Source organism: Mesorhizobium sp. P2_B11, assembly GCF_056404855.1.
In genome coordinates this window covers 34,629-56,133 of record NZ_JBFUDF010000010.1, presented here as the reverse complement: position 1 = coordinate 56,133, position 21,505 = coordinate 34,629, and the positions used below count along the sequence as shown (strand labels likewise).

Annotated in this window: 25 protein-coding genes; 13 read left to right on the top strand and 12 right to left on the bottom strand. The window is 64.6% G+C overall.

Annotated elements, in window-relative coordinates; all coding sequences use genetic code 11:
* Window positions 1-8 precede the first annotated feature (8 nt).
* The 5 genes from AC1DYJ_RS28180 to AC1DYJ_RS28160 all read left to right on the top strand — a co-directional run bounded on the left by AC1DYJ_RS28180 (window position 9) and on the right by AC1DYJ_RS28160 (window position 3,049).
* Window positions 9-515: a hypothetical protein gene (locus AC1DYJ_RS28180; RefSeq protein ID WP_477287085.1), complete on the top strand. Its 507-nt coding sequence runs from the start codon at window positions 9-11 to the stop codon at window positions 513-515.
* A gap of 10 nt (window positions 516-525) precedes the next feature.
* Window positions 526-1,035: a hypothetical protein gene (locus AC1DYJ_RS28175; RefSeq protein WP_477287083.1), complete on the top strand. Its 510-nt coding sequence runs from the start codon at window positions 526-528 to the stop codon at window positions 1,033-1,035.
* Between the two features lie 231 nt (window positions 1,036-1,266).
* Window positions 1,267-1,614 carry a hypothetical protein gene (locus AC1DYJ_RS28170; RefSeq protein WP_477287082.1) on the top strand — a complete coding sequence of 116 codons (348 nt, stop codon included), beginning with the start codon at window positions 1,267-1,269 and terminating at the stop codon, window positions 1,612-1,614.
* A gap of 326 nt (window positions 1,615-1,940) precedes the next feature.
* Entirely contained in the window at window positions 1,941-2,570 is a 630-nt protein-coding gene (locus AC1DYJ_RS28165) for a CDGSH iron-sulfur domain-containing protein (RefSeq protein ID WP_477287080.1), read from the top strand.
* Window positions 2,571-2,677: 107 nt separating this feature from the next.
* A complete protein-coding gene (locus AC1DYJ_RS28160; RefSeq protein WP_477287078.1) occupies window positions 2,678-3,049 on the top strand; it encodes a hypothetical protein in 372 nt (123 codons plus the stop codon).
* 202 nt (window positions 3,050-3,251) lie between these two features.
* Here the strand turns inward: AC1DYJ_RS28160 and AC1DYJ_RS28155 are convergent, their stop codons facing one another.
* Window positions 3,252-3,572, bottom strand: coding sequence for a hypothetical protein (locus tag AC1DYJ_RS28155; protein WP_477287076.1), 321 nt, complete (start codon window positions 3,570-3,572; stop codon window positions 3,252-3,254).
* Between the two features lie 166 nt (window positions 3,573-3,738).
* Here AC1DYJ_RS28155 and mbfA point away from each other — a divergent pair, with 166 nt between their 5' ends.
* Window positions 3,739-4,722 (top strand): iron exporter MbfA, encoded by a 984-nt coding sequence (mbfA, locus tag AC1DYJ_RS28150; RefSeq protein ID WP_477287074.1) that lies wholly within the window; start codon window positions 3,739-3,741, stop codon window positions 4,720-4,722.
* 174 nt (window positions 4,723-4,896) lie between these two features.
* On the opposite strand, the gene AC1DYJ_RS28145 is transcribed toward mbfA, so the two are convergent.
* The 3 genes from AC1DYJ_RS28145 to AC1DYJ_RS28135 are packed head-to-tail and all read right to left on the bottom strand — an operon-like array spanning window position 4,897 to window position 5,884.
* Window positions 4,897-5,241: an antibiotic biosynthesis monooxygenase family protein gene (locus tag AC1DYJ_RS28145; protein ID WP_477287071.1), complete on the bottom strand. Its 345-nt coding sequence runs from the start codon at window positions 5,239-5,241 to the stop codon at window positions 4,897-4,899.
* Complete coding sequence (locus AC1DYJ_RS28140) at window positions 5,238-5,594, bottom strand: NIPSNAP family protein (protein WP_477287069.1); 357 nt, start codon at window positions 5,592-5,594, stop codon at window positions 5,238-5,240. Before AC1DYJ_RS28140 ends, AC1DYJ_RS28145 begins: the two co-directional genes overlap by 4 nt.
* Window positions 5,591-5,884: a DUF1127 domain-containing protein gene (locus AC1DYJ_RS28135; RefSeq protein WP_477287067.1), complete on the bottom strand. Its 294-nt coding sequence runs from the start codon at window positions 5,882-5,884 to the stop codon at window positions 5,591-5,593. Before AC1DYJ_RS28135 ends, AC1DYJ_RS28140 begins: the two co-directional genes overlap by 4 nt.
* A gap of 69 nt (window positions 5,885-5,953) precedes the next feature.
* On the opposite strand from AC1DYJ_RS28135, the gene AC1DYJ_RS28130 reads away from it, so the two are divergent.
* Window positions 5,954-6,628 (top strand): ArsR/SmtB family transcription factor, encoded by a 675-nt coding sequence (locus tag AC1DYJ_RS28130; protein ID WP_477287065.1) that lies wholly within the window; start codon window positions 5,954-5,956, stop codon window positions 6,626-6,628.
* A 69-nt stretch (window positions 6,629-6,697) separates the two neighbouring features.
* On the opposite strand, the gene ligD is transcribed toward AC1DYJ_RS28130, so the two are convergent.
* The gene (gene ligD, locus AC1DYJ_RS28125; RefSeq protein WP_477287064.1) at window positions 6,698-9,208 is read right to left on the bottom strand and encodes a DNA ligase D; all 2,511 of its coding nucleotides are present in this window, start codon (window positions 9,206-9,208) and stop codon (window positions 6,698-6,700) included.
* Between the two features lie 5 nt (window positions 9,209-9,213).
* Window positions 9,214-10,080 (bottom strand): non-homologous end joining protein Ku, encoded by an 867-nt coding sequence (ku, locus tag AC1DYJ_RS28120; protein WP_477287063.1) that lies wholly within the window; start codon window positions 10,078-10,080, stop codon window positions 9,214-9,216.
* A 352-nt stretch (window positions 10,081-10,432) separates the two neighbouring features.
* Here ku and AC1DYJ_RS28115 point away from each other — a divergent pair, with 352 nt between their 5' ends.
* The 5 genes from AC1DYJ_RS28115 (at window position 10,433) to AC1DYJ_RS28095 (ending at window position 14,674) form a co-directional block, all read left to right on the top strand.
* Complete coding sequence (locus tag AC1DYJ_RS28115; RefSeq protein WP_477287061.1) at window positions 10,433-10,573, top strand: hypothetical protein; 141 nt, start codon at window positions 10,433-10,435, stop codon at window positions 10,571-10,573.
* 179 nt (window positions 10,574-10,752) lie between these two features.
* Window positions 10,753-11,178 (top strand): thiol-disulfide oxidoreductase DCC family protein, encoded by a 426-nt coding sequence (locus tag AC1DYJ_RS28110; RefSeq protein ID WP_477287059.1) that lies wholly within the window; start codon window positions 10,753-10,755, stop codon window positions 11,176-11,178.
* A 63-nt stretch (window positions 11,179-11,241) separates the two neighbouring features.
* Window positions 11,242-12,912, top strand: coding sequence for a DUF4166 domain-containing protein (locus AC1DYJ_RS28105; protein ID WP_477287057.1), 1,671 nt, complete (start codon window positions 11,242-11,244; stop codon window positions 12,910-12,912).
* Window positions 12,913-13,053: 141 nt separating this feature from the next.
* The gene (locus tag AC1DYJ_RS28100) at window positions 13,054-13,416 is read left to right on the top strand and encodes a YciI family protein (RefSeq protein ID WP_477287055.1); all 363 of its coding nucleotides are present in this window, start codon (window positions 13,054-13,056) and stop codon (window positions 13,414-13,416) included.
* A gap of 13 nt (window positions 13,417-13,429) precedes the next feature.
* On the top strand, window positions 13,430-14,674 hold the full coding sequence (locus AC1DYJ_RS28095) for an RNA polymerase sigma factor (protein WP_477287053.1): 1,245 nt from the start codon (window positions 13,430-13,432) through the stop codon (window positions 14,672-14,674).
* Between the two features lie 15 nt (window positions 14,675-14,689).
* Here AC1DYJ_RS28095 and AC1DYJ_RS28090 read toward each other — a convergent pair whose 3' ends face one another.
* The 3 genes from AC1DYJ_RS28090 to AC1DYJ_RS28080 form a co-directional block, all read right to left on the bottom strand.
* Window positions 14,690-15,316, bottom strand: a complete 627-nt coding sequence (locus tag AC1DYJ_RS28090; protein WP_477287051.1) for a glutathione S-transferase family protein — start codon at window positions 15,314-15,316, stop codon at window positions 14,690-14,692.
* Between the two features lie 336 nt (window positions 15,317-15,652).
* Window positions 15,653-16,633 carry a cysteine synthase A gene (gene cysK / locus AC1DYJ_RS28085; protein WP_477287049.1) on the bottom strand — a complete coding sequence of 327 codons (981 nt, stop codon included), beginning with the start codon at window positions 16,631-16,633 and terminating at the stop codon, window positions 15,653-15,655.
* Window positions 16,634-16,808: 175 nt separating this feature from the next.
* Window positions 16,809-17,426, bottom strand: coding sequence for a LysE family translocator (locus tag AC1DYJ_RS28080; protein ID WP_477287047.1), 618 nt, complete (start codon window positions 17,424-17,426; stop codon window positions 16,809-16,811).
* A 221-nt stretch (window positions 17,427-17,647) separates the two neighbouring features.
* Here AC1DYJ_RS28080 and AC1DYJ_RS28075 point away from each other — a divergent pair, with 221 nt between their 5' ends.
* Window positions 17,648-18,586, top strand: coding sequence for a hypothetical protein (locus AC1DYJ_RS28075; RefSeq protein ID WP_477287045.1), 939 nt, complete (start codon window positions 17,648-17,650; stop codon window positions 18,584-18,586).
* On the opposite strand, the gene AC1DYJ_RS28070 is transcribed toward AC1DYJ_RS28075, so the two are convergent.
* From AC1DYJ_RS28070 to hrcA, 3 genes are all read right to left on the bottom strand, one after another.
* Window positions 18,565-19,908 carry a PQQ-dependent sugar dehydrogenase gene (locus AC1DYJ_RS28070; RefSeq protein WP_477287043.1) on the bottom strand — a complete coding sequence of 448 codons (1,344 nt, stop codon included), beginning with the start codon at window positions 19,906-19,908 and terminating at the stop codon, window positions 18,565-18,567. The two genes, AC1DYJ_RS28075 and AC1DYJ_RS28070, sit on opposite strands and share 22 nt — an antisense overlap.
* A gap of 104 nt (window positions 19,909-20,012) precedes the next feature.
* A complete protein-coding gene (locus AC1DYJ_RS28065) occupies window positions 20,013-20,216 on the bottom strand; it encodes a hypothetical protein (protein WP_477287041.1) in 204 nt (67 codons plus the stop codon).
* 29 nt (window positions 20,217-20,245) lie between these two features.
* Window positions 20,246-21,331 (bottom strand): heat-inducible transcriptional repressor HrcA, encoded by a 1,086-nt coding sequence (hrcA, locus tag AC1DYJ_RS28060; RefSeq protein WP_477287039.1) that lies wholly within the window; start codon window positions 21,329-21,331, stop codon window positions 20,246-20,248.
* Window positions 21,332-21,505: the final 174 nt, after the last annotated feature.

Below are 21,505 nucleotides of genomic sequence, written 5' to 3'. Positions count from 1 at the left end.
GCCATCGCATGCGCACCACATCCGACACCATCGCCGCAATCGGCCTAGCCATCGGCGGTGCCTTCGGCCTGGCCGGCACCTTCGTCGCCAGCGCCCCACTGCGCGAAACACTCTGGGCGATCGACGGCACAGCACTCGTCGTGGCCACCGCGCTGCTCACCATGAAATACCAGCGGCTGGGCAATGACTGCGTCGCGGCCGGGTTTCTCACCTTCCTTGCCGGCGAAAGCCTGCTGCTGGCCGGCAATGCGGCGGGGCTGGAGGCCAGCGTGCCCTCCTATGTCGCCGGCATCTCGCTGTGGGCGGCGGCGCTGATCCTGATCGGCTCGGCAAACACGTTTGCTCTGTGGATGCGGCTCACCGGCCTCATTGCCGCCGTCCTGTTTGTCGTCACGGTGGCCATGGTGCTGTGGGGCGCGCCCCTGCTGCCGACCTCTGCGCCGCTGCCCGCCGCCGGCTATCCGTTCCTGGTGCTGACCTTCGTCGGCTGGATCTGGACCTTGCTGAAGCGCTAGCTGGCGAAAAATGTCCGCGCCGCTCGAACTCCGCAACAGCGCCACGGGAAAGATTTTTCCGGCAATCGGGCCGTTGCTGATCGGCGCGATGTTCGGTTTCGGCGCGCTGCGCGGACTGGTGGCGGGTGCGAACAGCGGGCATGTGCTGGTCATCGCGCTGGTGGCGTTCGGCTGCCTTGGGCTCGGCTATCTCATCGCGCGCGGCGCCTTCGACAGTTCGGTCAAGGTCACCCTGGACAGCCACGGCTTCCGCGATGCTCGCGCCGGCGATGTCCTGGTGCCGTGGGCGATGGTGAAGAGCGTGCACCTGACCTCCGGCAAGGGCGCGGCAATGCTCAATTTCGAGCTCACGCGCGAGCCACCCGACGAAATCAAATACGCGCCCGCCAATGCGCTCAACCTGATGCTGCCCTTCGGCAAGAACACCGTGCATATGGAAGTGTCGTCGCTGGATGTGCGCGGCCAGGACATGATCGAAGCCATAAAGACATTCGCGCCGCATGTGGTGGTGAGGCGGTAGGCTGTAACGCTCCCCCTTCTCCCCTTGTGGGAGAAGGTGTCGCCGAAGGCGACGGATGAGGGGTGTTCCAGGGAACGCCAACGCCTCACTCCGCTGGAACACCCCTCATCCGTCTCGGCGCTATCGCGCCGATCCACCTTCTCCCACAGGGGGAGAAGGTAAGGGCGCGCCACATGTGGCGCTTCTCTCCCGACCGTGCGAGCGTGCGTCTCCGATTCGGAAACCACCATCATGCTCCGCCTCACCCTTGCCGCCCTCATCCTCGCCACCCCGGCGCATGCCGCCGACATGGCGTTCTTCGTCAAGAACCTGCGCAGCCATGCGGTGGCGGTGGAGCTGTTCAGCCGCGACCGCAAGATGTCGTGGCCGGGCGGCGACCAGGTGTTTCTGATCGAGCCGAACTCGCAGAAGTCGGTGCCGATCTCGTGCTTCCAGGGCGAAAACATCTGCTACGGCGCCTGGGTGAACGGCAATGATGCGATTTCGGCGGGGGTCGGGCCGGACAATGACCAGCCTTGCGATACGTGCTGCTTCATCTGCGTGGAGAAGACGACGGAGACGATCGATCTGGTGGAGTGAGGAGCGGTCGGCCGCAGGCCGATCAATCGACAACGATTTGTCGATTGAAGCGACGAACGCCCGGAGCCATAGCGGAGGGCAGGCGCGCCTCGTCTCCCCCCTTGCGGGGGAGATGGCCGCGAAGCGGCCAGAGGGGGTCGTCTCGCGTGGAGCGCCGACCTCGATCTGCCGCGCAGGAAGTTGAGCCCGGTCGGACGGACCCCTTCTGTCGCCTTCGGCGACATCTCCCCCTCAAGGGGGGAGATCACGCGCCCGTCCTCCCGGCGAGCTTGACGCCCTTGCCGCCGCCGCCCTAGCCTCTGTCACCCACCACGAGGAGAACCTCCATGGCAGGCATGGTCGAAGGCGAAAAGATCGACGTTTCCTTCAACGGCAAGCGCTGCATCCATTCGCGCAATTGCGTGCTCGGCAACCCGCATGTTTTCGTGCCCAATGCGCCCGGCGAATGGATCCACCCCGAGGCGGCAAGCGTTGAGCAGGTCGTTACGTTGGCTCAGAACTGTCCGTCCGGCGCCATCGGCTATGTGAGGAAGGATGGCGGGCCGCAGGAGAAGGCGCCGGTGGTCAACACGGTGCGGCTGCGCGAGAACGGGCCGCTGGCCGTCCATGCCGAGATCGTGCTCGGCGGCGAGACCTTCTTTCGCGCCACGCTCTGCCGCTGCGGCGCTTCGCAAAACAAGCCGTTCTGCGACAACAGCCACATCAAGGCCGGTTTCACCGCCACCGGGGAGCCGCCGCTCAAGGAGGCGCCGGCGACGCTGGAGGCGCGAAATGGCCCGCTGACCATAACGCCAACCACCAACGGGCCATTGAAGGTCGAAGGCAATGCCGAGATCGTCACCGGCACCGGCCACACGATCGACCGCACCACCCGCACCTTTCTGTGCCGCTGCGGCCACTCGGCCAACAAGCCGTTTTGTGACGGCAGCCACAAGAGAGTGGGGTTTGTGGGGTAAGTCGCCAATTCCCCCAAAATCAGTCACGCCCCGCCCTTCAATGTCACCCCGCATCATGCGATGCTGGCGCTCTCGGCCGGGGGGCCGATTCTCACCCGGGGAATGCCATGTCTCTCACCATCACGCGCCGCATCGTCGTTGCATTCTCGCTTGCCGCGCTGTTTGCGCCATCGGCCTATGCCGCCGACATCACCTTTGCCGTCAAGAACAGCCATCCCAACGCCATGCGCCTCGAGCTCTACAGCCAGGACCGCGACTATGTCTGGCCGGGCAACGACAAGGATTTCTATCTCGACGATGGCGAGACCAAGCAGATCCCGGTCTCGTGCAACGAAGGCGAGTCCATCTGCTACGGCGCCTGGGTCGACGGCGACGAAGGCACCTATTGGGGCGTCGGCCCCAACAACAAGGAAAAATGCGACGACTGCTGCTACACCTGCGAAGGCGGCGAGACGGAAGAGATTGATCTGGTGCCGTGAGCTGCCTTCTCCCCGTTCACGGGGAGAAGGTCCCGGCAGGGGGATGAGGGGCAGCGCGGCGCAATTCCAGCTTGGGTTCTGTTAGGCCCGCCGACATCGCATAACCGCCGCACCGGGGGCCCGCTGCCTCCGGCAGCTCCCCGGTTCGAACCCTTTGAAAGGTCCACCGGACCTTTCAATTCGCCTTCGGCGAACCGGGCTCTCACCCTAGTAACGCCCTTTGCCGCTTCGACCCGCCCGCCTTGCGCCAGGCGTTGAACCTGTGCGTGGCGGCGGCAAAGGAGATCTTCATCTGCTGGGCGACCGAATAGCGCGACTTGCCTTCGTCGAACATGCGGTAGCAGCATTCGACGCCCTCCTCGGTCAGCTTGCCGTCGGGCGCCTTGTTGTGCGGATTGGCGGGATCGAATTTCTCGACCTGCTGTTCGACCAGGCCTTTCAGCCGCTGCAGGTCGGCCTCGATGCTGGCGATGAGATCGAGGACGGGTTTGGGATCGAAGTGGTCGTGCGGCTTTTCCGTCATCTCCAGGGATTCCTTTAGCTTTGCGTGTTGCCATCTATATAGGTGAACATTCGCTGATAATGAAGATGATGTCGCAGCCTGACGCTTCAACACTTGTTGACCGGCGATTGACCGGCGAGGCGCCAGCGCCTAGTTTAGAACCATTCTAAACTAGGGTGAATTTATCATGCTTTCCCGTGTCTTCGGTTTCGGCCGCCGTCCTTTCGAAACGCTGTCGGAACAGGAGATCCTGGCGCTGGCAATTTCGTCCGAGGAGGATGACGGGCGCATCTACCGCGCCTATGCCGACGGGCTGGCCGAAGACTTTCCGCAATCGGCGAAAGTGTTCGAGGCGATGGCGGAGGAGGAGGACGGCCACCGCGATGCGCTGATCGAACTTTACCGCAAGCGCTTCGGCGAGCGCATCACGCTGATCCGGCGCGAGCATGTGAAGGGTTATTATGAGCGCAAGCCCGACTGGCTGGTGCGGCCGCTCGGCATCGAGCATGTGCGCAGCCAGGCCGAAGAGATGGAGCGGCGAGCCTATCTGTTCTATGTCGAGGCGGCCAAGCGCACCAGCGACGCCTCGACCAGAAAGCTGCTCGACGCGCTGGCTGCGGCCGAGCAGAACCACGAGAAATCGGCGCACCAGCTGGAGCAGCAGCATGTGCCGGGCGCGGTGAAGGACGAAGAGGCGACCGCCGAGCAGCGCCAGTTCATCCTGACCTATGTGCAGCCGGGGCTGGCCGGGCTGATGGACGGCTCGGTGTCGACGCTGGCGCCGATCTTTGCCGCGGCGTTTGCCACGCACGACACCTGGCAGACGCTGCTGGTCGGCCTCGCCGCCTCGATCGGCGCCGGCATTTCGATGGGCTTTACCGAGGTCGCTTCCGACGACGGCAAATTGTCGGGCCGCGGTTCGCCGATCAAGCGGGGCTTGACCGTCGGCATCATGACGACGCTGGGCGGGCTCGGCCACGCGCTGCCCTATCTCATCCCGCATTTCTGGACGGCGACTGCGGTGGCCGCGGTGGTGGTGTTCTTCGAACTGTGGGCGATCGCCTTCGTCCAGAACCGCTACATGCAGACACCGTTCCTGAGGGCTGCGTTCCAGGTGGTGCTGGGTGGGGCGCTGGTGTTTGCGGCCGGGGTACTGATCGGGAATGCTTAGCCTCTTCCTTCCCCCCTTGTGGGGGAAGGTGGCCTCGCGAAGCGAGGTCGGATGAGGGGTGTTCCAGCGGAGTGAGACGTTGGCGTTCCCTGGAACACCCCTCATCCGTCTCGGCGCTAACGCGCCGATCCACCTTCTCCCACAAGGGGAGAAGGGGGAGCTTCACCTTCACCGCTACCCATTCACCGCCCGACTATCTGCCGGCGCTTCATCCCTCTCCGTCAGCCCGTAATCGCGCACCACATGCGCAATTCGCAACCGGTAGCCGGCAAAGATTCCGCCGCGGCCGGCCTTTTGCGCTTGCCGATGCTCCTCGGTGTTGCGCCAGGCCTTCACCGCTTCCTCGTCGCGCCAGAACGACAGCGACAGGACGCGGTTGGGGTCGACCAGGCTCTGAAACCGCTCGATCGAGATGAAGCCATCGATGCCGTCGAGCAGCGGCCTGAGCTCGGCGGCGATGCCGAGATAGGCATCGCGCTTTCCTTCAGCCGGTTGCACCTCGAAGATGACTGCGATCATGCTTCCTCCTTGACCGCGGTCTGGAATAGCTGGTGCGGTCCATGCGGTCCGGACACCAGCTTCAGGAAGATGCGGTCCTCTTTCAAGATGAACTTTTCCCGACGCGCGAAATCGTAGTTGGCCTTGCCGGCGGGATCGGCGGCGAGCCGGGCGCGATAGGCTTCGTAGGCAGCGAGGCTGTCGATGTTGTAGGCGGCGTAAGCGGTGGTGGCCGAGCCCTCATGCGGGGCGTAGTAGCCGATCAGATCGGCGCCGCAGCGCGGAATGGCCTGGCCCCAGGCCTTGGAATATTGCTCGAAGGCCGCCTTGCCGAACGGGTCGATCTCATAGCGGATGAAGCAGGTGATGGTCATGGTGATCTCCTTGGGTTTTCAGCGTGAATAGTTCGAGCGGCGTCGAAACGTCGTGCCGCCGGGTCTGCTAAGCAAAATGCCGGCGGTCGGGCCTGCCAGAAGGATTTCGCGCATTCGCGGCGCACATCCCTACGGGTCAGGCCGAGATCGCGCAGCAAATGGTCGTCGATCTCGGCGAGGTCGAGCCGCTGCAAATGGCGGTCGTACCAGCGGGCGAACAGCCGCCGGTGCAGACAGGTGACGAACGGGAACGATTGGCGGCTGGCGGGTAGGACGGAAGCGGTTGGCATCGGCGTTCTCCTTGATCTCGCCCGACAATAATGATTATCTCGCAGGAATGCTTCGATGGAGACCTAACTATGCGTGAAGGACCCGACATTGCCCGCATCGCCAGCCTGGTCGGCGATCCGGCGCGGGCAAACATGCTGAATGCGCTGATGGGCGGCACGGCTTTGACGGCGAGCGAACTGGCGCTGGAGGCCGGCGTGTCGCTGCCGACCGCGTCGTCGCATCTGTCCAAATTGATGGAGGGCGGACTGCTGACCTTGGCCAGCCAGGGCCGGCACCGCTATTACGGCCTCGCCGGGCCGCAGGTGGCCGGCATGATCGAGGCCATAACCGGCGTGGCGGAAGCCGTTGGCCCCAAGCGCGTGCGGCCGGGCCCGCGCGATGGCGCGATGCGCGTCGCCCGCGTCTGCTACGACCATCTGGCCGGCGAACAGGCGGTGGCGATGCTGGACCGGCTGGTAGCGCGCGACATTCTCTTGCGCAACGAGAACGAGATCAGGCTCGGGCCGGCTGCGGCCTCGCACTTTTCGGCCATCGGCATCGATGTCGACGCCAAGCCGCGCCGGCCGGTCTGCCGGGCCTGCCTCGACTGGAGCGTCCGCCGTTCTCACCTCGCTGGCACGCTCGGCGCGGCGATCCTCGACAAGATCCTGGCGGAGAAATGGGCAAGGCGTGAGAAGGATAGTCGGGCGGTGGTGTTTTCACCGCCGGGGAAGCAGGCGTTTGAGCGGGTGTTTTTGGGGTAGTTTGCCGGTGAGAGGACCCGCCATGCCGGCGGGACAGCGCCCCCTGCGTAGCGGTGAGGCGTGCGCCCTTCACCCCCGCTTCAACACCTTCGCCTGGCTGAAAAAATCCACCCACGGGTCAGCCTTCTCCAGCTCCTTCAGCGTCGTCTTGTCGCCGATCGGGAAAGCATTCGGCGCCAGCCCCGCTTCCACCTCCGCCCATGTCACGGGAACAGACACCGTCGCGCCTTTCTTGGCGCGCGAGGAGTAGGGCGCCACCGTCGTCGAGCCCCTGCCGTTGCGCAAATAGTCGACGAAGATTTTGCCAGTGCGCGCCTTTTTCGACAGCGTCGCCGTGTAGCGGTCGGGTGCGCCCTGCTCCAGCGCCTTGGCGAAATCATGGGTGAACGTCTTGACCTCATCCCAATCCGCCGACGGTTTCAGCGGCACCAGCACGTGATAGCCCTTGCCGCCCGACGGCTTGACGAAACTCGGCAGCGACAATTCGTCGAGCTTGCCTCGGATGTCGAGCGCGGCCTCCCGCACTGCCTTGACGTCGACGCCTTCGTCGGGATCGAGATCGAAGATGATCTGGTCCGGCTCTTCCAATTCGTCGATGGTGCAGCCCCAGATGTGGACCTCGACCACGCCATACTGGACCAGGGCGGCGAGGCCGTCGAAATCGCGGATGAACAGGATTTCCTCGCCATCGGTCGGGTCCTTCATGCGGGCGATCTTGTCGCTCATGCCGGCCGAGGCGTGTTTCTGGAAAAAGCGCGGACCGCCGATGCCGTCCGGCGCCCTGACCAGGCTGAGCGGCCGGTTGACGACGAATTGTTCCATGCGCGGCCAGACCAGCGCGTAGTGCTCGAGCAAAGCCTGCTTGGAAATCTTCTCGTCGGGCCACAGCAGTTTTTCGGGGTGGGAGAGCTTGACGCTGGTCGTCACCGTCCCGGAAGTTTTTGCCCCGGCATCTTTGCCGGCGCTCCCTGTCGCGGACTTTGCTTTGCTCGCCGGTTTCGATGGCTTTTCCTGCACGACTTCCTCCGCCGGCTTGTCCTCGCGCAGTCCCTGGAACGACGCATGGCGTATTATACGGTCGGAGGTCCAGCTGCGGAACTCCACTTCGCCGACAAGTTCAGGCTGGACCCAGACCAGGCCTTTGCCCTTCGGCACAGCCGCGGCAAAGGGCGATGATTTTGCCTTGAGCGCATCGAGCTTCTTCTTCAGATCGGTGGCGCCCTTGACCGAGAAGCCGGTGCCGACGCGGCCGGCATAGTGGAGTTTGCCGCCTTCGAAATAGCCGACCAGCAGCGAGCGCAGGCCACGGCCGGTCTTTTCCGACGGCAGATAGCCGCCGATGACGAACTCCTGGCGCGCCGTGCACTTCGACTTTACCCAGCTCGGGCCGCGACCGCTGCGGTAGGGAGCATCGGCGCGCTTGGAGACGATGCCTTCGAGGCCCATGCGGCAGGCGTGCTGCAGCATGATCTTGCCGGGCTCGGCGAAATGGTCGCTGAAGCGGACGGCGGCATTCTCAGCCGGCTCACCAAGCAGGTCCTGCAGCGCCTGCTTGCGCTCGACCAGCGGTTCGCGGCGCAAATCCTTGCCGTCGAGCCGCATCAGATCGAACAGATAGTAGGTAAAGCGGTTGGTGCGATTGGCGGAGAGATCCTGTTGCAGCAGCGGGAAGGAGGAAACGCCGCTGTCGGCCAGCACGACGATCTCGCCATCGATGATGGCGTCGCTGCATTTCAGCCGGCCGAGTTCCGAGACTATCTCCGAGCCGAATTTCTTCGTCCAGTCGAGGCCGGTACGGGTCAGCAGTCGCACCTCTGTGCCGGCGATCTGCGCCTGCATGCGGTAGCCGTCGAATTTGACCTCGTGCAGCCAGTCCTTGTCGGGCGGCGCCTCGCGCTCCAGCGTCGCCAGCTGCGGCTCGATGAAATCGAGACGCTTGCCAGCTTTCGCCTTGCTGGCGGCGCCGGGCTTGTTGGAATGCCAGACTTTCGGCTTCTTGCCGTCGGCGGTCTTGCCTTCCGCAACCTGCTCGATGGTGAGGCCCGATTTCACCGATTTCGGCGCGTCCTTCAGAATGTCTTCGCCGGGGCGGGCGGCGGCATCGTCGGATTTGATCAGGAGCCAGTTGTCGCGCTTTTCGCCCGCGCGGGGTTTCAGCCGCACCAGGTGCCACAGGCCGTTCAGCTTCTTTCCCTTGAGCTCGAAGGAGATGTGGCCCTTCTTCATCGCCTTGGCGGGGTCGATCTCGGGCACCCACGTGCCTTGGTCCCAGACGATGACCGTGCCGCCGCCATACTCGCCCTTGGGGATGGTGCCTTCGAAGGAGGCATAGTCGATCGGATGGTCCTCGACATGCACGGCCAAACGCTTTTCGTGGGGATCGAGGCTCGGGCCGCGCGTCACCGCCCAGCTCCACAAGACGCCGTCATGTTCGAGGCGGAAATCGTAGTGCAGCCTCGTCGCATCGTGTTTCTGGATGACGAAGATGCCGCCGGCCTGCTTGCCGCGCGCGACCTTGCCGGCCGGCTCGGCCGTCTTCTTGAAATCGCGCTTGGACTGATACTGTTCGAGGCTGGCCATGACGCTCACGCCGATTTGCGTTTGGGCGCGGACGCTTTTGCCTTGGCCCGCTTGGCCGCCGGCCTGGCCTTCGTTGCCGAGCCTTTCGCCGTGCCGCCATCCGACAGGCTCTTCTTCAGCGCATCGAACAGATTGACGACGTTGGACGGCTTCGGCGCGGCCTGCGGCTGCGGCGCCTTCTTGCCGGCCTTCTTGGCGCGGATCAGTTCGAGCAGCGCGTCCTCGTACTTGTCCTCGAATTTCGACGGATCGAATTTGGCTTTCTTCTTGTCGATGATGAGTTCGGCCAGATCGGTCATCTCCTGGTCGGTCTTCACCGCCTTGATCTCGCCGAAGACGCTGTCGGGCTGCCGCACCGTGTTGTCGTAGCGCAAGGTGGTCAGCACCATGCCCTTGCCGAGCGGCTCGATGACGACAGGCCTTTCTCTGGCGTAGAGCACGATGCGCGCGAGCCCGGCCATCTTCTTGCCCGCCATGGCGTCGCGGATAACGGCAAAGGCCTCCTCCGACACCTTGTCGGCCGGCGCGACATAGTAGGGCGTGTCGAGATAGATTTGCTGGATCGAGGCTTTGTCGACGAAGCCGTCCAGCGCCATGGTGTGCGAGGATTCGATCTGCACCGCGGCAATCTCGTCTTCCTCGATATGGACGAAGTCGCCGTCGTCGAGTTCGTAGCCCTTGATCTCGTTGCCTTCCTCCAGCGGCTTGCCGGTTTCGGCATCGACATAGATGCGTTTGACCGTGTTGCCGGTCTTGCGGTTCAGCACCCGGAAAGAAACCTTTTCGGTGTGGGTGACGACGTTGGTCAGTTCGACGGCGCAGGTGACCAGCGACAGTTTCAGATAGCCCTTCCAGGCGGGGCGGGGTGCCATGGCGAAACTCCTGCGCTATTCGGTTCAACCGAGAACGGGCAGGGCCCGTTCCGGTTCCGGCTGCCGCCAAGCGGCTTTCTAAGCGCGCGAACGGAAATTTCGCGGGGCTCGCCGAAATTGAAACAGAACCGCGCCCAAGCGACATCCACACGAAACATATGTGATGCAAAAGTCACATTGGCCGGAAAGGCGCAAAAGGCGTTGAAAGACCCCGAAACAGCCGCATTCCGGCCACGAAGCATGGGGTTTTCGACCAAAGATTAACATCGTGTTCACCGACTATTCACGCCTCGACGCTATGATCCCCGCAATCGGACGGGACATCCGAAAATCGGGACAGGGACTAGGTAAAATGAAATTCTGGGGCCACATCGCCGGCTACGCCGCCGCCATCCGCGAGTTCATCGCGCCGACCTATCGGCCGGAGCGCTATTACATGCGCGGCCCGGGCCCGGCCTGCGCCCGTCGTGGCACCTCGCTCGGCGCGCACTGATCATGACGTTCGAGAGCCGTCACGACAGCCGGATCTGCAGACCGGGCGCCGACCACCGCGCAACCACCTATCGCGCCGAGCGCCCCGCGCTGGCCGCGAGAAGCCGTGCGACAACGCCGCGGCTTTGATCCCGCCGCCGGCAGGCTTAATGTCGCCTGACATGAGCTGCCGGATGTCCCGTGACCTCTTCTCCTGAACCCTTCGATGCCAGCCAGCCGTTGATCGTCTTCGACGGCGTCTGCGTGCTGTGCTCGGGCTTCGTGCGCACGGTGGTCCGGCTCGACGCTAAGAACCGCTTCCGCTTCGCCACCGCGCAGTCGCCCTTCGGCGAGGCGCTGTTCCACAAATACGGACTGCGCACCGACAGCTATGAGACCAATCTGGTCCTCATCGGCCGCGCGCCCTTCATGCGGCTGGACAGTCTCATTGCCGTGGCGAGCGAACTCGGCTGGCCATGGCGAGCGGCGAAAATCCTGCTGCTGTTGCCGCGCCCGTTGCGCGACTGGCTCTACGAGCGCATCGCCAAAAACCGCTATGCCATCTTCGGCCGCAAGGACAGTTGCGAGATCCCGTCTCCCGCGATGCGGTCGCGGATGATCGGCTGATCCCATGCCGCCCAAAAGTGACCTCGGTTTTGGGAAAACGGCATGTAGGGGGACAACAGCGCGATGAGGCTTCTGGTCGTCGGCGGCTATGGCATTTTCGGCGGTCGCATCGTGCAATTGCTGGAGAACGAGCCGCGCCTGATACTGATCGTCGCCGGACGCTCAGTGGCAAAAGCCGAAGCCTGGTGCAAAGCCCGCATTGGCGTGGCAGCGGAACTCCTGCCGGCGCGTTTCGATCGCGATGGCGATCTTGCGGCGCAGCTCTCATCGCTCAAGCCGGATTGCGTCGTCGATGCCAGCGGTCCGTTCCAGGCCTATGGCGCAGGGCGCTACCGGCTGATCGAAGCCTGTATCGCGCAAGGCATCAACTATTTCGACCTCGCTGACGGGTCGGACTTCGTCGCCGGCGTCTCCGCCTATGACCAAACGGCACGCAAGGCCGGCCTGTTCGTGCTGTCCGGTGTGTCGAGCTTCCCGGTGCTGACCGCAGCGGTCGTGCGTCGTCTCTCCGCCGGCATGGTGCGGGTCGACGCGATCCGCGGCGGCATCGCGCCGTCGCCCTATGCCGGGGTCGGCGAAAATGTCATTCGCGCCATTGCCGGTTACGCCGGCCAGCCGGTGGAGCTGAACCGCGACGGCGGCAAGGTGCAAGGCCATCCGCTGACCGAGCAGATGCGCTTCACCATCGCGCCGCCGGGCAAGGTGCCGCTGAACAGCACGCTGTTTTCGCTGGTGGATGTGCCGGATTTGCGCGCCCTGGCGGAGCTGTGGCCGCAAGCCAAAACCATCTGGATGGGCGCCGGGCCGGTCCCCGAAATCCTGCACCGCGCCCTGATCGGCCTTGCCTGGCTGGTACGGATCGGGCTGGTGCGCTCGCTGTCGCCGCTGGCGCCGCTGATGCATTGGGCGTCGAACCGGCTGCGCTGGGGCGAACATCGCGGCGGCATGTTCGTCGCAGTGGAAGGGACGGGCAAGACCGGCGAAGCGGTCAAACGTTCCTGGCACCTGCTGGCCGAAGGCGATGACGGGCCGCTGATCCCGGCCATGGCTGTCGAGGCGCTGGTGCGCAAGACGTTGGAAGGACAGGCGCCGGCGCTGGGCGCGCGAGCGGCGGTGCGCGACCTCGAGCTTGACGACTATCAGACGCTGTTTGCCAGCAAGACGATCTATACCGGTTTTCGGGACGACACCGCCGACGTCGGAAAGCCACTCTATCCGCAAGTGGTCGGCGACGCCTGGAACACCCTGCCCGAAGAAATCCGCGCAATGCATGAGCGCGTTGGAGCGGCTGAGGGGCGCGGTAGCGTCGAGCGCGGCGCTGGTATTATTAGCCGGCTATCCGGCTGGCTGGTCGGATTTCCTCCCGCCAGTGCCGACGTGCCGGTCCGGGTTCGTTTCGACGCCGGCAACGGTGGCGAGACCTGGACGCGAACGTTTGGCGCGCACACTTTCTCCAGCGAACAGTTCGCGGGGCGGGGTCGGTCGCAACGGTTGTTGTGCGAGGGCTTCGGGCCGCTGAGCTTCGCCATGGCGCTGGTGGCAGAGCAGGGAAGGCTGTCGCTGGTGCTGCGGCGCTGGAGCTTTCTCGGCCTGCCACTGCCGATGTGGCTCAGTCCGCGCTCGGCATCCTATGAGAGCGTCGAGGACGGCCGCTTCCGTTTCCATGTCGAGATCTCGCACCCGCTCACCGGCCTGATCGTGCGCTATCGCGGCTGGCTCGAGCCGAAAGCCTGACCCCGACGAAAAGCTGGCCCTTGCGAAAAATCGTGGCGAAGACGAAAGTTTTTTCGCGGCGCCTGTCGAAAACGGACATGGCCACACGACATATGTCCGGCACGCAACGACGCGGCCTTCCTAAAAAACGGGAGAAAACCCATGCGATACATGCTTTTGATCTACGCGAACGAAGCGGCGATGGCGGCCGCGCCGAGCGACAAGACCTACGAGATCAGCACCGCCTACGGCGCCTACACCGAAGCGCTGAAGAAATCCGGTGCGTGGCTCGCCGGCGACCGGCTGAAGCCGACCCAGCTTGCCACCGCGGTGCGCACGGCCAACGGCAAGACCAATGTGCTCGACGGCCCCTACGCCGACACCAAAGAGCAGCTTGCCGGTTTCTACATGATCGAGGCCGCGGACGCCGACGCGGCAATCGCATGGGCAGCGCGCTGTCCAGGCGCCAGCGCCGGCACCATCGAGGTGCGGCCGATCTGGGAAATGACCGAATACCCCGCTTAGAAATGACCCAGTGATGGACACTCGACCGGAGATCGCGCGCGTGGCGGCCGAGGCGGCCGCCCGGCAAAGCTACGGCAAGCTCGTCGCCTGGCTCGCGGCGCGCACGCGCGACGTCGCCGGCGCCGAGGACGCGCTGGCGGATGCCTTTGCCGCAGCCCTTGAGCGCTGGCCGAAAACCGGCGTGCCCGAAAAGCCTGAAGCATGGCTGCTGGCCGTGGCGCGCCGCCGTGGCGTCGATGCCGTGCGCCGTCGGCTGACCAGCGAAGCGAGCCGCGACCATCTCAAGCTGGTGGCCGAGGAAATGGAGGCGCGCGTGGAAGACGAAGACCTGTCTGACGAGCGGCTCAGGCTGATGTTTGCCTGCGCCCATCCGGCGATCGAGGCCAGCGTGCGAGCGCCGCTGATCCTGCAGACCATTTTGGGCTTCGACGCCGGAGCAATCGCCTCCGCCTTCCTGGTGTCGCCGGCGACGATGAGTCAGCGCCTGGTGCGCGCCAAGAGCCGCATCCGCGAGATCGGCATTCCGTTTCGCGTGCCGGAACGGGCCGAGCTCGGCGAGCGGCTGGATACGGTGCTGGAGGCGATCTACGCCGCTTTCGCCGAAGGCTGGACCGACCCCGCCGGCACCGAAACGCGAGCGCGCAATCTGGCGACCGAAGGCATCTGGCTCGGGCGGCTGGTGGCATCGCTGATGCCGGACGAGCCGGAAGCGCTCGGCCTGTTGGCGCTGATGCTGTTTGCCGAGGCGCGGCGTGCGGCGCGTCGCAGTGACGACGGCGACTATGTGCCGCTTGCCGATCAGGATTGCCTTCTGTGGGATCACGCGCTGATCGACGAGGCCGAGGCGCTGCTCGGCCACGCCGCGACCATGGGCGTCATCGGCCGCTACCAGCTTGAAGCGGCGGTGCAGTCGGCGCACGCGACGCGGCGGCGAACCGGCCAGACCGACTGGGCGGCGATCCGAAATTTCTACGATGCGCTATCGGCGATATCAGGCTCGCCGGTGGTGGCGATCAACCGCGCCGTGGCGATCGCCGAGACCGATGGGGCGGCGGCAGGTCTCGCTGCGCTCTACGTGCTTGGCGACGACAAGCGGCTCAACGACTATCAACCCTACTGGGCTGCCCGCGCCGGCCTGCTGGCCAGGCTCGGCAATACGCCGCAAGCGGTTGAAGCCTATGATCGGGCGATCGGCCTCGAGCGCGACCCGGCCGTGCGCCGCTTCCTGCAGGCGAAGCGGGCGATCCTGCGCCACTGATATTTCGCTGGCCGTTCAGGCCGGCCACATCTCATGCGCCGTGTTGAGCCGCGTCATCAGCGGATGCGCCCGCAACACCGACCATAAACGCTCAATGTTCGGCCAGTCGGCTCGCGCCTTGTCGATGTCGGGATGCCAGGCCACCAGCATGACGAGGTAGATGTCGGCCAGCGACATCGCGTTGCCGACCAGCCAGTCCCGCCCTTCAAGTGCCGCATCGACAATGGCGAAGCCGCGGTCCATCTCGGCAATGGCTGCCTGCTTGACGGCCTTTTTGCCATCGGCATCGGTGGTGTAGCGATGGGCATAGTAGAGGCGCAGGATGGCGGGGTAGAGCGCCGACGACATGAACGCGATCCAGCGCAGGAAGTCGGCGCGATCCGCCGATCCGGCGGCCGGCGCCAGACCAGCCTCCGGGTGGCGCTCGGCAAGCAGGATGCAGATCGCCGCCGATTCGGTTACCGACTGACCGTTGGGCAAAGTCAGGACCGGAACCTGGTTCAACGGGCTGATGTCGAGGAAAGCCGGATCCGGCGGATCCTTCTTCGGCACGTCGATCTGGTCGAAGTGCGCGTTTGCCAGCGCCAATGCCGCCTCGACGACGAAGCCGCCGCTGCCCGGGCGTGTGTAGAGTTTGTACATGGAATCCTCCCAACGCCCGTTCGGGCTTGTCGGAGGTTTGCACCGGCGGAGCGCGGCGCTCAAGCGGGCTGGTGTGGCGCCAGCGGATATTTTGTGAGGTCCAGGCGGAGTGAGCGCTGGAGGTGTCGGCGGGACAGCACCCCCCTCTGTCCTGCCGGACATCTCCCCCTCAAGGGGGGAGATCAGCCGTCACTCTGGCTTTCGCCAATCTCCAGCGATGCAAAGCGGTCGGGGCGCCGACGCTGCTAATCTCCCCCCTTGAGGGGGAGATGCCCGGCAGGGCAGAGAGGGGTGTGACGGATCGCTACGTATCCATCCTTCCCGCTCCGCAAAAACCTAAGCCCCCAGCCCGTCGAACAAAATTGTCGATAGATAGCGCTCGGCGAAGGACGGGATGATCACCACCAGGTTCTTGCCCTTGTTCTCCGGCCGCGAGCCGACGACGATCGCGGCTTGCAAGGCGGCGCCCGACGAGATGCCGACCGGCACGCCTTCGAGGCGGGCGACGAGGCGGGCATTGGCGACCGAATCCTCGTTGGAAACCTTGACGATCTCGTCATAGATCGAGGTGTCGAGGATCTTTGGCGCAAAGCCGGCGCCGATGCCCTGGATCTTGTGCGGACCGGGCTGGCCGCCCGACAGCACCGGCGATGCCTCGGGCTCGACGGCGACGACATGCACCGAAGGCTTGCGCTGCTTCAACACCTGGCCGACGCCGGTGATGGTGCCGCCGGTGCCGATGCCGGCGACGAAGATGTCGACACCGCCGTCAGTGTCATTCCAGATCTCCTCGGCCGTGGTGCGGCGGTGGATTTCCGGATTGGCCGGGTTTTCAAACTGCTGCGGAATGACCGCGTCGGGCAGTGTGGCGGCCAGTTCGTCGGCCTTGGCGATGGCGCCCTTCATGCCCTTGGGACCTTCGGTCAGCACCAGTTCGGCGCCGAGCAGTGCCAGCATCTTGCGGCGCTCCACCGACATGGTCTCGGGCATGGTCAGGATCAGCTTGTAGCCCTTGGCGGCGGCAGCGAAGGCGAGCGCAATGCCGGTGTTGCCGGAAGTCGGTTCGATCAGCGTCGTCTTGCCGGGCTTGATGCGGCCGGACGCTTCCAACGCCTCGATCATCGAAACGCCGATGCGGTCCTTGACCGAGGCGATCGGGTTGAAGAATTCGAGCTTGGCCAGAAGGTTGGCAACGACGCCTTTCTCCTTGGCGAATTTGTCGAGCCGCACCAACGGCGTGTCGCCGATCGTCTCGGTGATCGAATTGTAGACGCGGCCGCGGCCGGGCACGCGCGGCGAAGAGACGGGCTTGTTCATTGGTTTCGCTCCCAGATCAGGCAATTGGCATCGGCGGACAGGATAGGGATTTCAGCCGCGCAAGATAGGCTGTCGGCAAGAAATATCGAGTGGGGCGCTTGCTGAAAAGGTCTCCGCTACGGAAACGCATTCCCGGAGATCGGCCGCCTCAGGAACGGTTTGTCGCAACGAAAGCTTACTGGCGGGCCGCAATGGCTGCGGCCGCCCCCACCATGAAGCCGGCGGCGGTGCGGTTCAGCGCCTTCAGCGCGCGTGGCGATTTCAGGAACCAGCGCGCCTTGGCCGCCAGCGCCAGATAGGGCACCAGCACCACGAACAGCACGACGACGGTGAGCGCGACCAGGATGCCGTAGTCGGCCAGCGTGATGGTCTTCAGGTCGACGATGGTCGGCGTGATGGCGAGGTAGAAGATCATCGTCTTCGGGTTGCCGAGCGTGACGGTGAGGCCGGCAAGGAAGCTCGATACCAGACCGCCCTTGCCTTTCCTGGCCTCGACCGTCTCGGGCGTGATGCCTGCGGTCCAGAAACGCCAGCCGAGGAAGGCGAGATAGGCGACGCCCAGCCATTTGATGGCGAGAAACACCATGCCGAAGGTCTGCGCGACAAAGGCAAGGCCGAGCACCACGGCGGTGAGATAGGTGAGGTCGCCGAGCATCAGGCCGAACGACATGGCCAGCGATGAGCGGAAGCCGGAGCCAAGCGCCCGCGCCACAAGCGCGGTGACGCCGGGGCCGGGAATGGCGGCGGCGATGCCGAGTGCGGCGCTGTAAGCGAGAAAGCCGGTGAGGGTCATGACGGTTTGCACCCCGTGAACGGCTCCTGATGCCATGAAAGCCGGCAGGGGTAAAACGGATTCGATTGCGCCAGCAGGGTCGGACGGTCGCCCGGGCACGGCCGAAAGAGAGATGGTTCACTTACGCGCCGGGGAAGAGCGGCTATCCCCCATCCACCCCACCGCACGTTGCAATCCCTCTTGGCTGCGCGCCCGCGCAGTTACACCGGCCGGAGCCGCCCATGCTAGCGAAACGACTTCACATCCAGCTTATGCAATGGATGCCCAACAATTATTCCGAGGCGCGCGGCCACGAGCTGGAATGGTATCTGTGGTTCGACGACCGGCAGGCTTTCAGCCTGTTCGACAAGGGCGCCAGCGATATCGTCCCGGCGCCCGGCTCCTTTACCGACAGCCGGAATCCCGGCGCCCACCCCGTTCGTCCGATGATCTATCCGCTGGTCGTCAACAACCGCTTCAAGGTGCGGCTGGTCGCGCTGGAGCGCGACTCCCCGGACCCTGACGATACCGCCAAGGGCGAATTCTACATCGACCTCGACACCAAATATCCGCCGGTATCCGACTGGCGCATCATTGCTGCCGATCCGCGCAACACCGACCTCAACGTCGAAGCGTCATTCCAGCTGCAATGGCTGGATTATGTCGACACCAATGAGATCCCCGACAGCGGCGTGCCGCGCATCGTCGACAAGTCCAACTATCCCTATCCGTGGGGCGCCGAAGTGATGGTGTTCGAGCACTGGCTCGGGCTTGGCCGCAAGGGAGCGCTCAAGCTTGTCGACCGGAACCGCGCATCGCGCCGCGAATACTGGATGATCAATGGCAATGCGGCCCGACGCATGGTGCAGGATGTCTATCGCTTCAACGTCAACCAGCTGGGCGTCGCCAACGACACGATCAGCAGTGTTTACGTGCCGAAGCTCAAGGACGGCCACGCCACGGTGACGCTTTATGAACACGACTTCAGCGACAGCCGCTTCGCGCAAGGGGCGAAGAAGTCCTTCGGCTCGGTCGGCCTCTTCAATCTCAGGGATACCGGTTTCGATGACCGCGTCTCATCGGCCGAGGTGATCCATACCTATCCCAAGGCGATCCATCGGGACGTGCACTGGGGCAGTTCCTTGCCAAACCAATGGACTCAGGACGGCCCGTCGACATGAGTGATGCGCCAGATGGTGCCGTTGGCGTCCTCGGTGAGGATGAGCGCGCCGTCCCTGGCCACCGCGACGCCGACCGGTCGGCCCCAGACCGCTTCGTCGGAGAGGACGAAGCCGGTGATGAAATCCTGATATTCGCCGGTCGGCTTGCCGTCGCTGAATTTCAGCCGCACCACCTTGTAGCCGGTGCGCACACCGCGGTTCCACGAGCCGTGCAGGGCGACGAAGGCATCGCCTCTATACTCGGCCGGAAAATTGCCGCCGTCATAGAAGGCGATCCCGAGCGGCGCCGAATGCGCCTGCATCAGCACGTCGGGCACGGTGACCGAGCCGGCGAGGTCGGGCCGCGCGCCCTTGTGGCGCGGATCCTCATTGGCGCCGATATAATACCATGGCCAGCCGTAGAAGGCGCCGTCCTTGACCGAGGTGGCGTATTCGAACGGCACATTGTCGCCCAGCCCATCGCGCTCGTTGACGACGCACCACAGCGCGCCGGTCGCCGGCTGCACGGTCATGCCCGAACAATTGCGCAGGCCGGTTGCGACGATGCGGCCATTCTTCCCGTCAGTGTCGAAGGCCAGCACGTCGGCACGACCACCCTCCCGGCCCCAGGCGGCGCCTGGACGCATGGATTTGGCCCAGGCGTCGAGGCCGCCACGCGGTTCCTTGCCCATGCTCTCGGCGACATTCGATGCGGAACCGACCGAGACATACAGCGTCTTGCCGTCGGGCGAGAACGCGATGTCGCGGGTCCAGTGGCCGCCCGACGGGATGTCGGAGACGATTGTCTCCGCTTCGCCTGAGGCTTTCATGTCGCCGTCGCGATAGGCAAACCGCACCACGCTGTCGGTGTTGGCGACATAGACCCATTGCGGCTTGTCGCCGGGCGGATAGAAGGCGATGCCGTAGGGCTGGTTGAGATTGCCGGCGAAAATGCCCTCCTCGGCCGGCTTGGCGCTGCCCTTGGCCAGCCGATAGACGCGGATCTGGTTGGCGTCGCTGTCGGCGACGAACAAATCGCCATTCGGCGCCACGCGCACGACACGCGGATTGGCGATGCCGGAGGCGATCAATTCGGCTGAGAAACCTGGCGGCAGGATGGGCTTGGCGCCTTCGGGCCGATCGCCGAGGCCGGCGCCGTTGGAGGCGGATTCGGTGAGATAGGGCTTTTGCAGATCCTCCGGCTTGATCAGCCGGCGCACGCCCGGTTTGTCGGCCTTCCAATCGCCGAACGCGTCCTTGCCGGTCAGCAGCGGTTGGTCCTGAGCGAAGGCACTGGTCGCCACAAGCAGGGCAAAGCCCGCCAGGCCGGCAATCCGGATCATGCTGTCCTCCTCGAATTCACGCCGCGCCCGGCTGCTGCATCAAGCAGATATTGGGCGGGCGCATCCAAAAAGGAAGGTTGCGCTCGCAGATTCGAGGGAAACCGTCAGCTGTCTTCTTCCTCGACGTCGAGATCGTCGTCGAGACGCTTTTCCAGCTTCACGAGATCGTCCGGCAGCGGCAGGCCCATGGCGCGCATTTCGCGGAGCTTTTCGCGCAGCTGCTCCTGGATTTCGTGCTCGTCCTCGGGCTGGTTGACCATTTCCTCGAGCAGCAGACTGATTTGGGCCTTGAACGATTCAAGCGCCATTCTGCGCCCTCCTTTGCGGTGATGCCGGCTTATCTCAACATTCGGGTAATCAGTTGCGCCGTGTAGTCGACCATCGGCACGATGCGGGCATAATTCAGCCTGGTCGGGCCGATGACGCCGAGCGCGCCGACGACGCGGGCGTCCTTGTCGCGATAGGGCGCCACCACCAGCGACGAGCCGGAGAGCGAAAACAGCTTGTTTTCCGAGCCGATGAAGATGCGCACGCCGGGGCCGTCCTCGGCGAGGTCGAGCAGCTGGATCAGCCCGTCCTGCGTCTCCAGATCCTCGAACAGGTGCCGCAGCAACTCGATGTCGGCCTGGGCGGTGACGTTTTCCAACAGATTGGCGCGGCCGCGCACGATGAGGCGCGCCGGCAGGCCGCTGTCGGCGCCGGCCCACACCGCCAGGCCTTTTTCGACCAGGTCCTGCGACAGCGTGTCGAGAGCGGCCCTGGTCTCGTCCTTGATGCGGGCGATCTCGATGCGCGCTTCGGCCAACGTGCGGCCCCTGATGTGGGCGTTGAGGAAGTTCGAGGCTTCGTGCAGCTGCGACACGGTGATGCCGGCCGGCAGGTCGACGACGCGGTTCTCGACATCGCCGTTCTGCGACACCATCACGGCCAGCGCCTTGGTCGGCTCGAGCTGGATGAACTCGATGTGCTTCAGCGCCACCTCGTTCTTGGTCGCAAGCACCAGGCCGGCGCCCCGCGACATGCCCGACAGCATCTGGCTGGCCTCGGTCAGCATGTGTTCCAGCGTCGCGCCCGAGCCGGAGGCGCGCACCTGCGCCTCGATGACCCGGCGTTCCTCGTCGGAGAGATCGCCGAGCTCCATGAAGGCATCGACGAAGAAGCGCAGTCCGGTCTGCGTCGGCAGGCGCCCGGCCGAGATATGCGGGGCATAGATCAGGCCGAGATGTTCGAGGTCGCTCATCACATTGCGGATGGTGGCCGGCGACAGCGACGATGGCAGGATGCGCGACAGGCTGCGCGATCCCACAGGCTCACCATCCCTAAGGTAGGACTCGACGATGCGCCGAAAGATGTCGCGTGAGCGCATGTCGAGCGACTGCAGCGCGGGCGCCAGCAGACTGGGTTCGGTGACTGCCTTGGTCATTCGGCCAAAAACCTCCGGCTAAAGGATATAGACTTCCTCCGCCCCTACGCAACCCGGCGTCTGTGTCAGATCGCCCGCTGCCGCCCTTGCGGTCACGGCGCCGCGATTGCGGCCCTTTTCCTTTGCGCCATGGGCTGCATGCGTCTACAAGCCGCCGACGCAACTGCAAAAAGA

Coding starts and splice junctions, on each gene's coding strand:
- AC1DYJ_RS28155 (WP_477287076.1), bottom strand. CDS start 3,572: ATGACGGAAAAGCCGCACGACCACTTCGATCCCAAACCCGTCCTCGAT.
- AC1DYJ_RS28175 (WP_477287083.1), top strand. CDS start 526: ATGTCCGCGCCGCTCGAACTCCGCAACAGCGCCACGGGAAAGATTTTT.
- AC1DYJ_RS28075 (WP_477287045.1), top strand. CDS start 17,648: ATGCTAGCGAAACGACTTCACATCCAGCTTATGCAATGGATGCCCAAC.
- AC1DYJ_RS28095 (WP_477287053.1), top strand. CDS start 13,430: ATGGACACTCGACCGGAGATCGCGCGCGTGGCGGCCGAGGCGGCCGCC.
- AC1DYJ_RS28165 (WP_477287080.1), top strand. CDS start 1,941: ATGGCAGGCATGGTCGAAGGCGAAAAGATCGACGTTTCCTTCAACGGC.
- AC1DYJ_RS28130 (WP_477287065.1), top strand. CDS start 5,954: ATGCGTGAAGGACCCGACATTGCCCGCATCGCCAGCCTGGTCGGCGAT.
- AC1DYJ_RS28090 (WP_477287051.1), bottom strand. CDS start 15,316: ATGTACAAACTCTACACACGCCCGGGCAGCGGCGGCTTCGTCGTCGAG.
- ligD (WP_477287064.1), bottom strand. CDS start 9,208: ATGGCCAGCCTCGAACAGTATCAGTCCAAGCGCGATTTCAAGAAGACG.
- ku (WP_477287063.1), bottom strand. CDS start 10,080: ATGGCACCCCGCCCCGCCTGGAAGGGCTATCTGAAACTGTCGCTGGTC.
- AC1DYJ_RS28070 (WP_477287043.1), bottom strand. CDS start 19,908: ATGATCCGGATTGCCGGCCTGGCGGGCTTTGCCCTGCTTGTGGCGACC.
- AC1DYJ_RS28135 (WP_477287067.1), bottom strand. CDS start 5,884: ATGCCAACCGCTTCCGTCCTACCCGCCAGCCGCCAATCGTTCCCGTTC.
- mbfA (WP_477287074.1), top strand. CDS start 3,739: ATGCTTTCCCGTGTCTTCGGTTTCGGCCGCCGTCCTTTCGAAACGCTG.
- AC1DYJ_RS28170 (WP_477287082.1), top strand. CDS start 1,267: ATGCTCCGCCTCACCCTTGCCGCCCTCATCCTCGCCACCCCGGCGCAT.
- AC1DYJ_RS28065 (WP_477287041.1), bottom strand. CDS start 20,216: ATGGCGCTTGAATCGTTCAAGGCCCAAATCAGTCTGCTGCTCGAGGAA.
- hrcA (WP_477287039.1), bottom strand. CDS start 21,331: ATGACCAAGGCAGTCACCGAACCCAGTCTGCTGGCGCCCGCGCTGCAG.
- AC1DYJ_RS28105 (WP_477287057.1), top strand. CDS start 11,242: ATGAGGCTTCTGGTCGTCGGCGGCTATGGCATTTTCGGCGGTCGCATC.
- AC1DYJ_RS28100 (WP_477287055.1), top strand. CDS start 13,054: ATGCGATACATGCTTTTGATCTACGCGAACGAAGCGGCGATGGCGGCC.
- AC1DYJ_RS28145 (WP_477287071.1), bottom strand. CDS start 5,241: ATGATCGCAGTCATCTTCGAGGTGCAACCGGCTGAAGGAAAGCGCGAT.
- AC1DYJ_RS28180 (WP_477287085.1), top strand. CDS start 9: ATGCGCACCACATCCGACACCATCGCCGCAATCGGCCTAGCCATCGGC.
- AC1DYJ_RS28140 (WP_477287069.1), bottom strand. CDS start 5,594: ATGACCATCACCTGCTTCATCCGCTATGAGATCGACCCGTTCGGCAAG.
- AC1DYJ_RS28080 (WP_477287047.1), bottom strand. CDS start 17,426: ATGACCCTCACCGGCTTTCTCGCTTACAGCGCCGCACTCGGCATCGCC.
- AC1DYJ_RS28115 (WP_477287061.1), top strand. CDS start 10,433: ATGAAATTCTGGGGCCACATCGCCGGCTACGCCGCCGCCATCCGCGAG.
- AC1DYJ_RS28160 (WP_477287078.1), top strand. CDS start 2,678: ATGTCTCTCACCATCACGCGCCGCATCGTCGTTGCATTCTCGCTTGCC.
- cysK (WP_477287049.1), bottom strand. CDS start 16,633: ATGAACAAGCCCGTCTCTTCGCCGCGCGTGCCCGGCCGCGGCCGCGTC.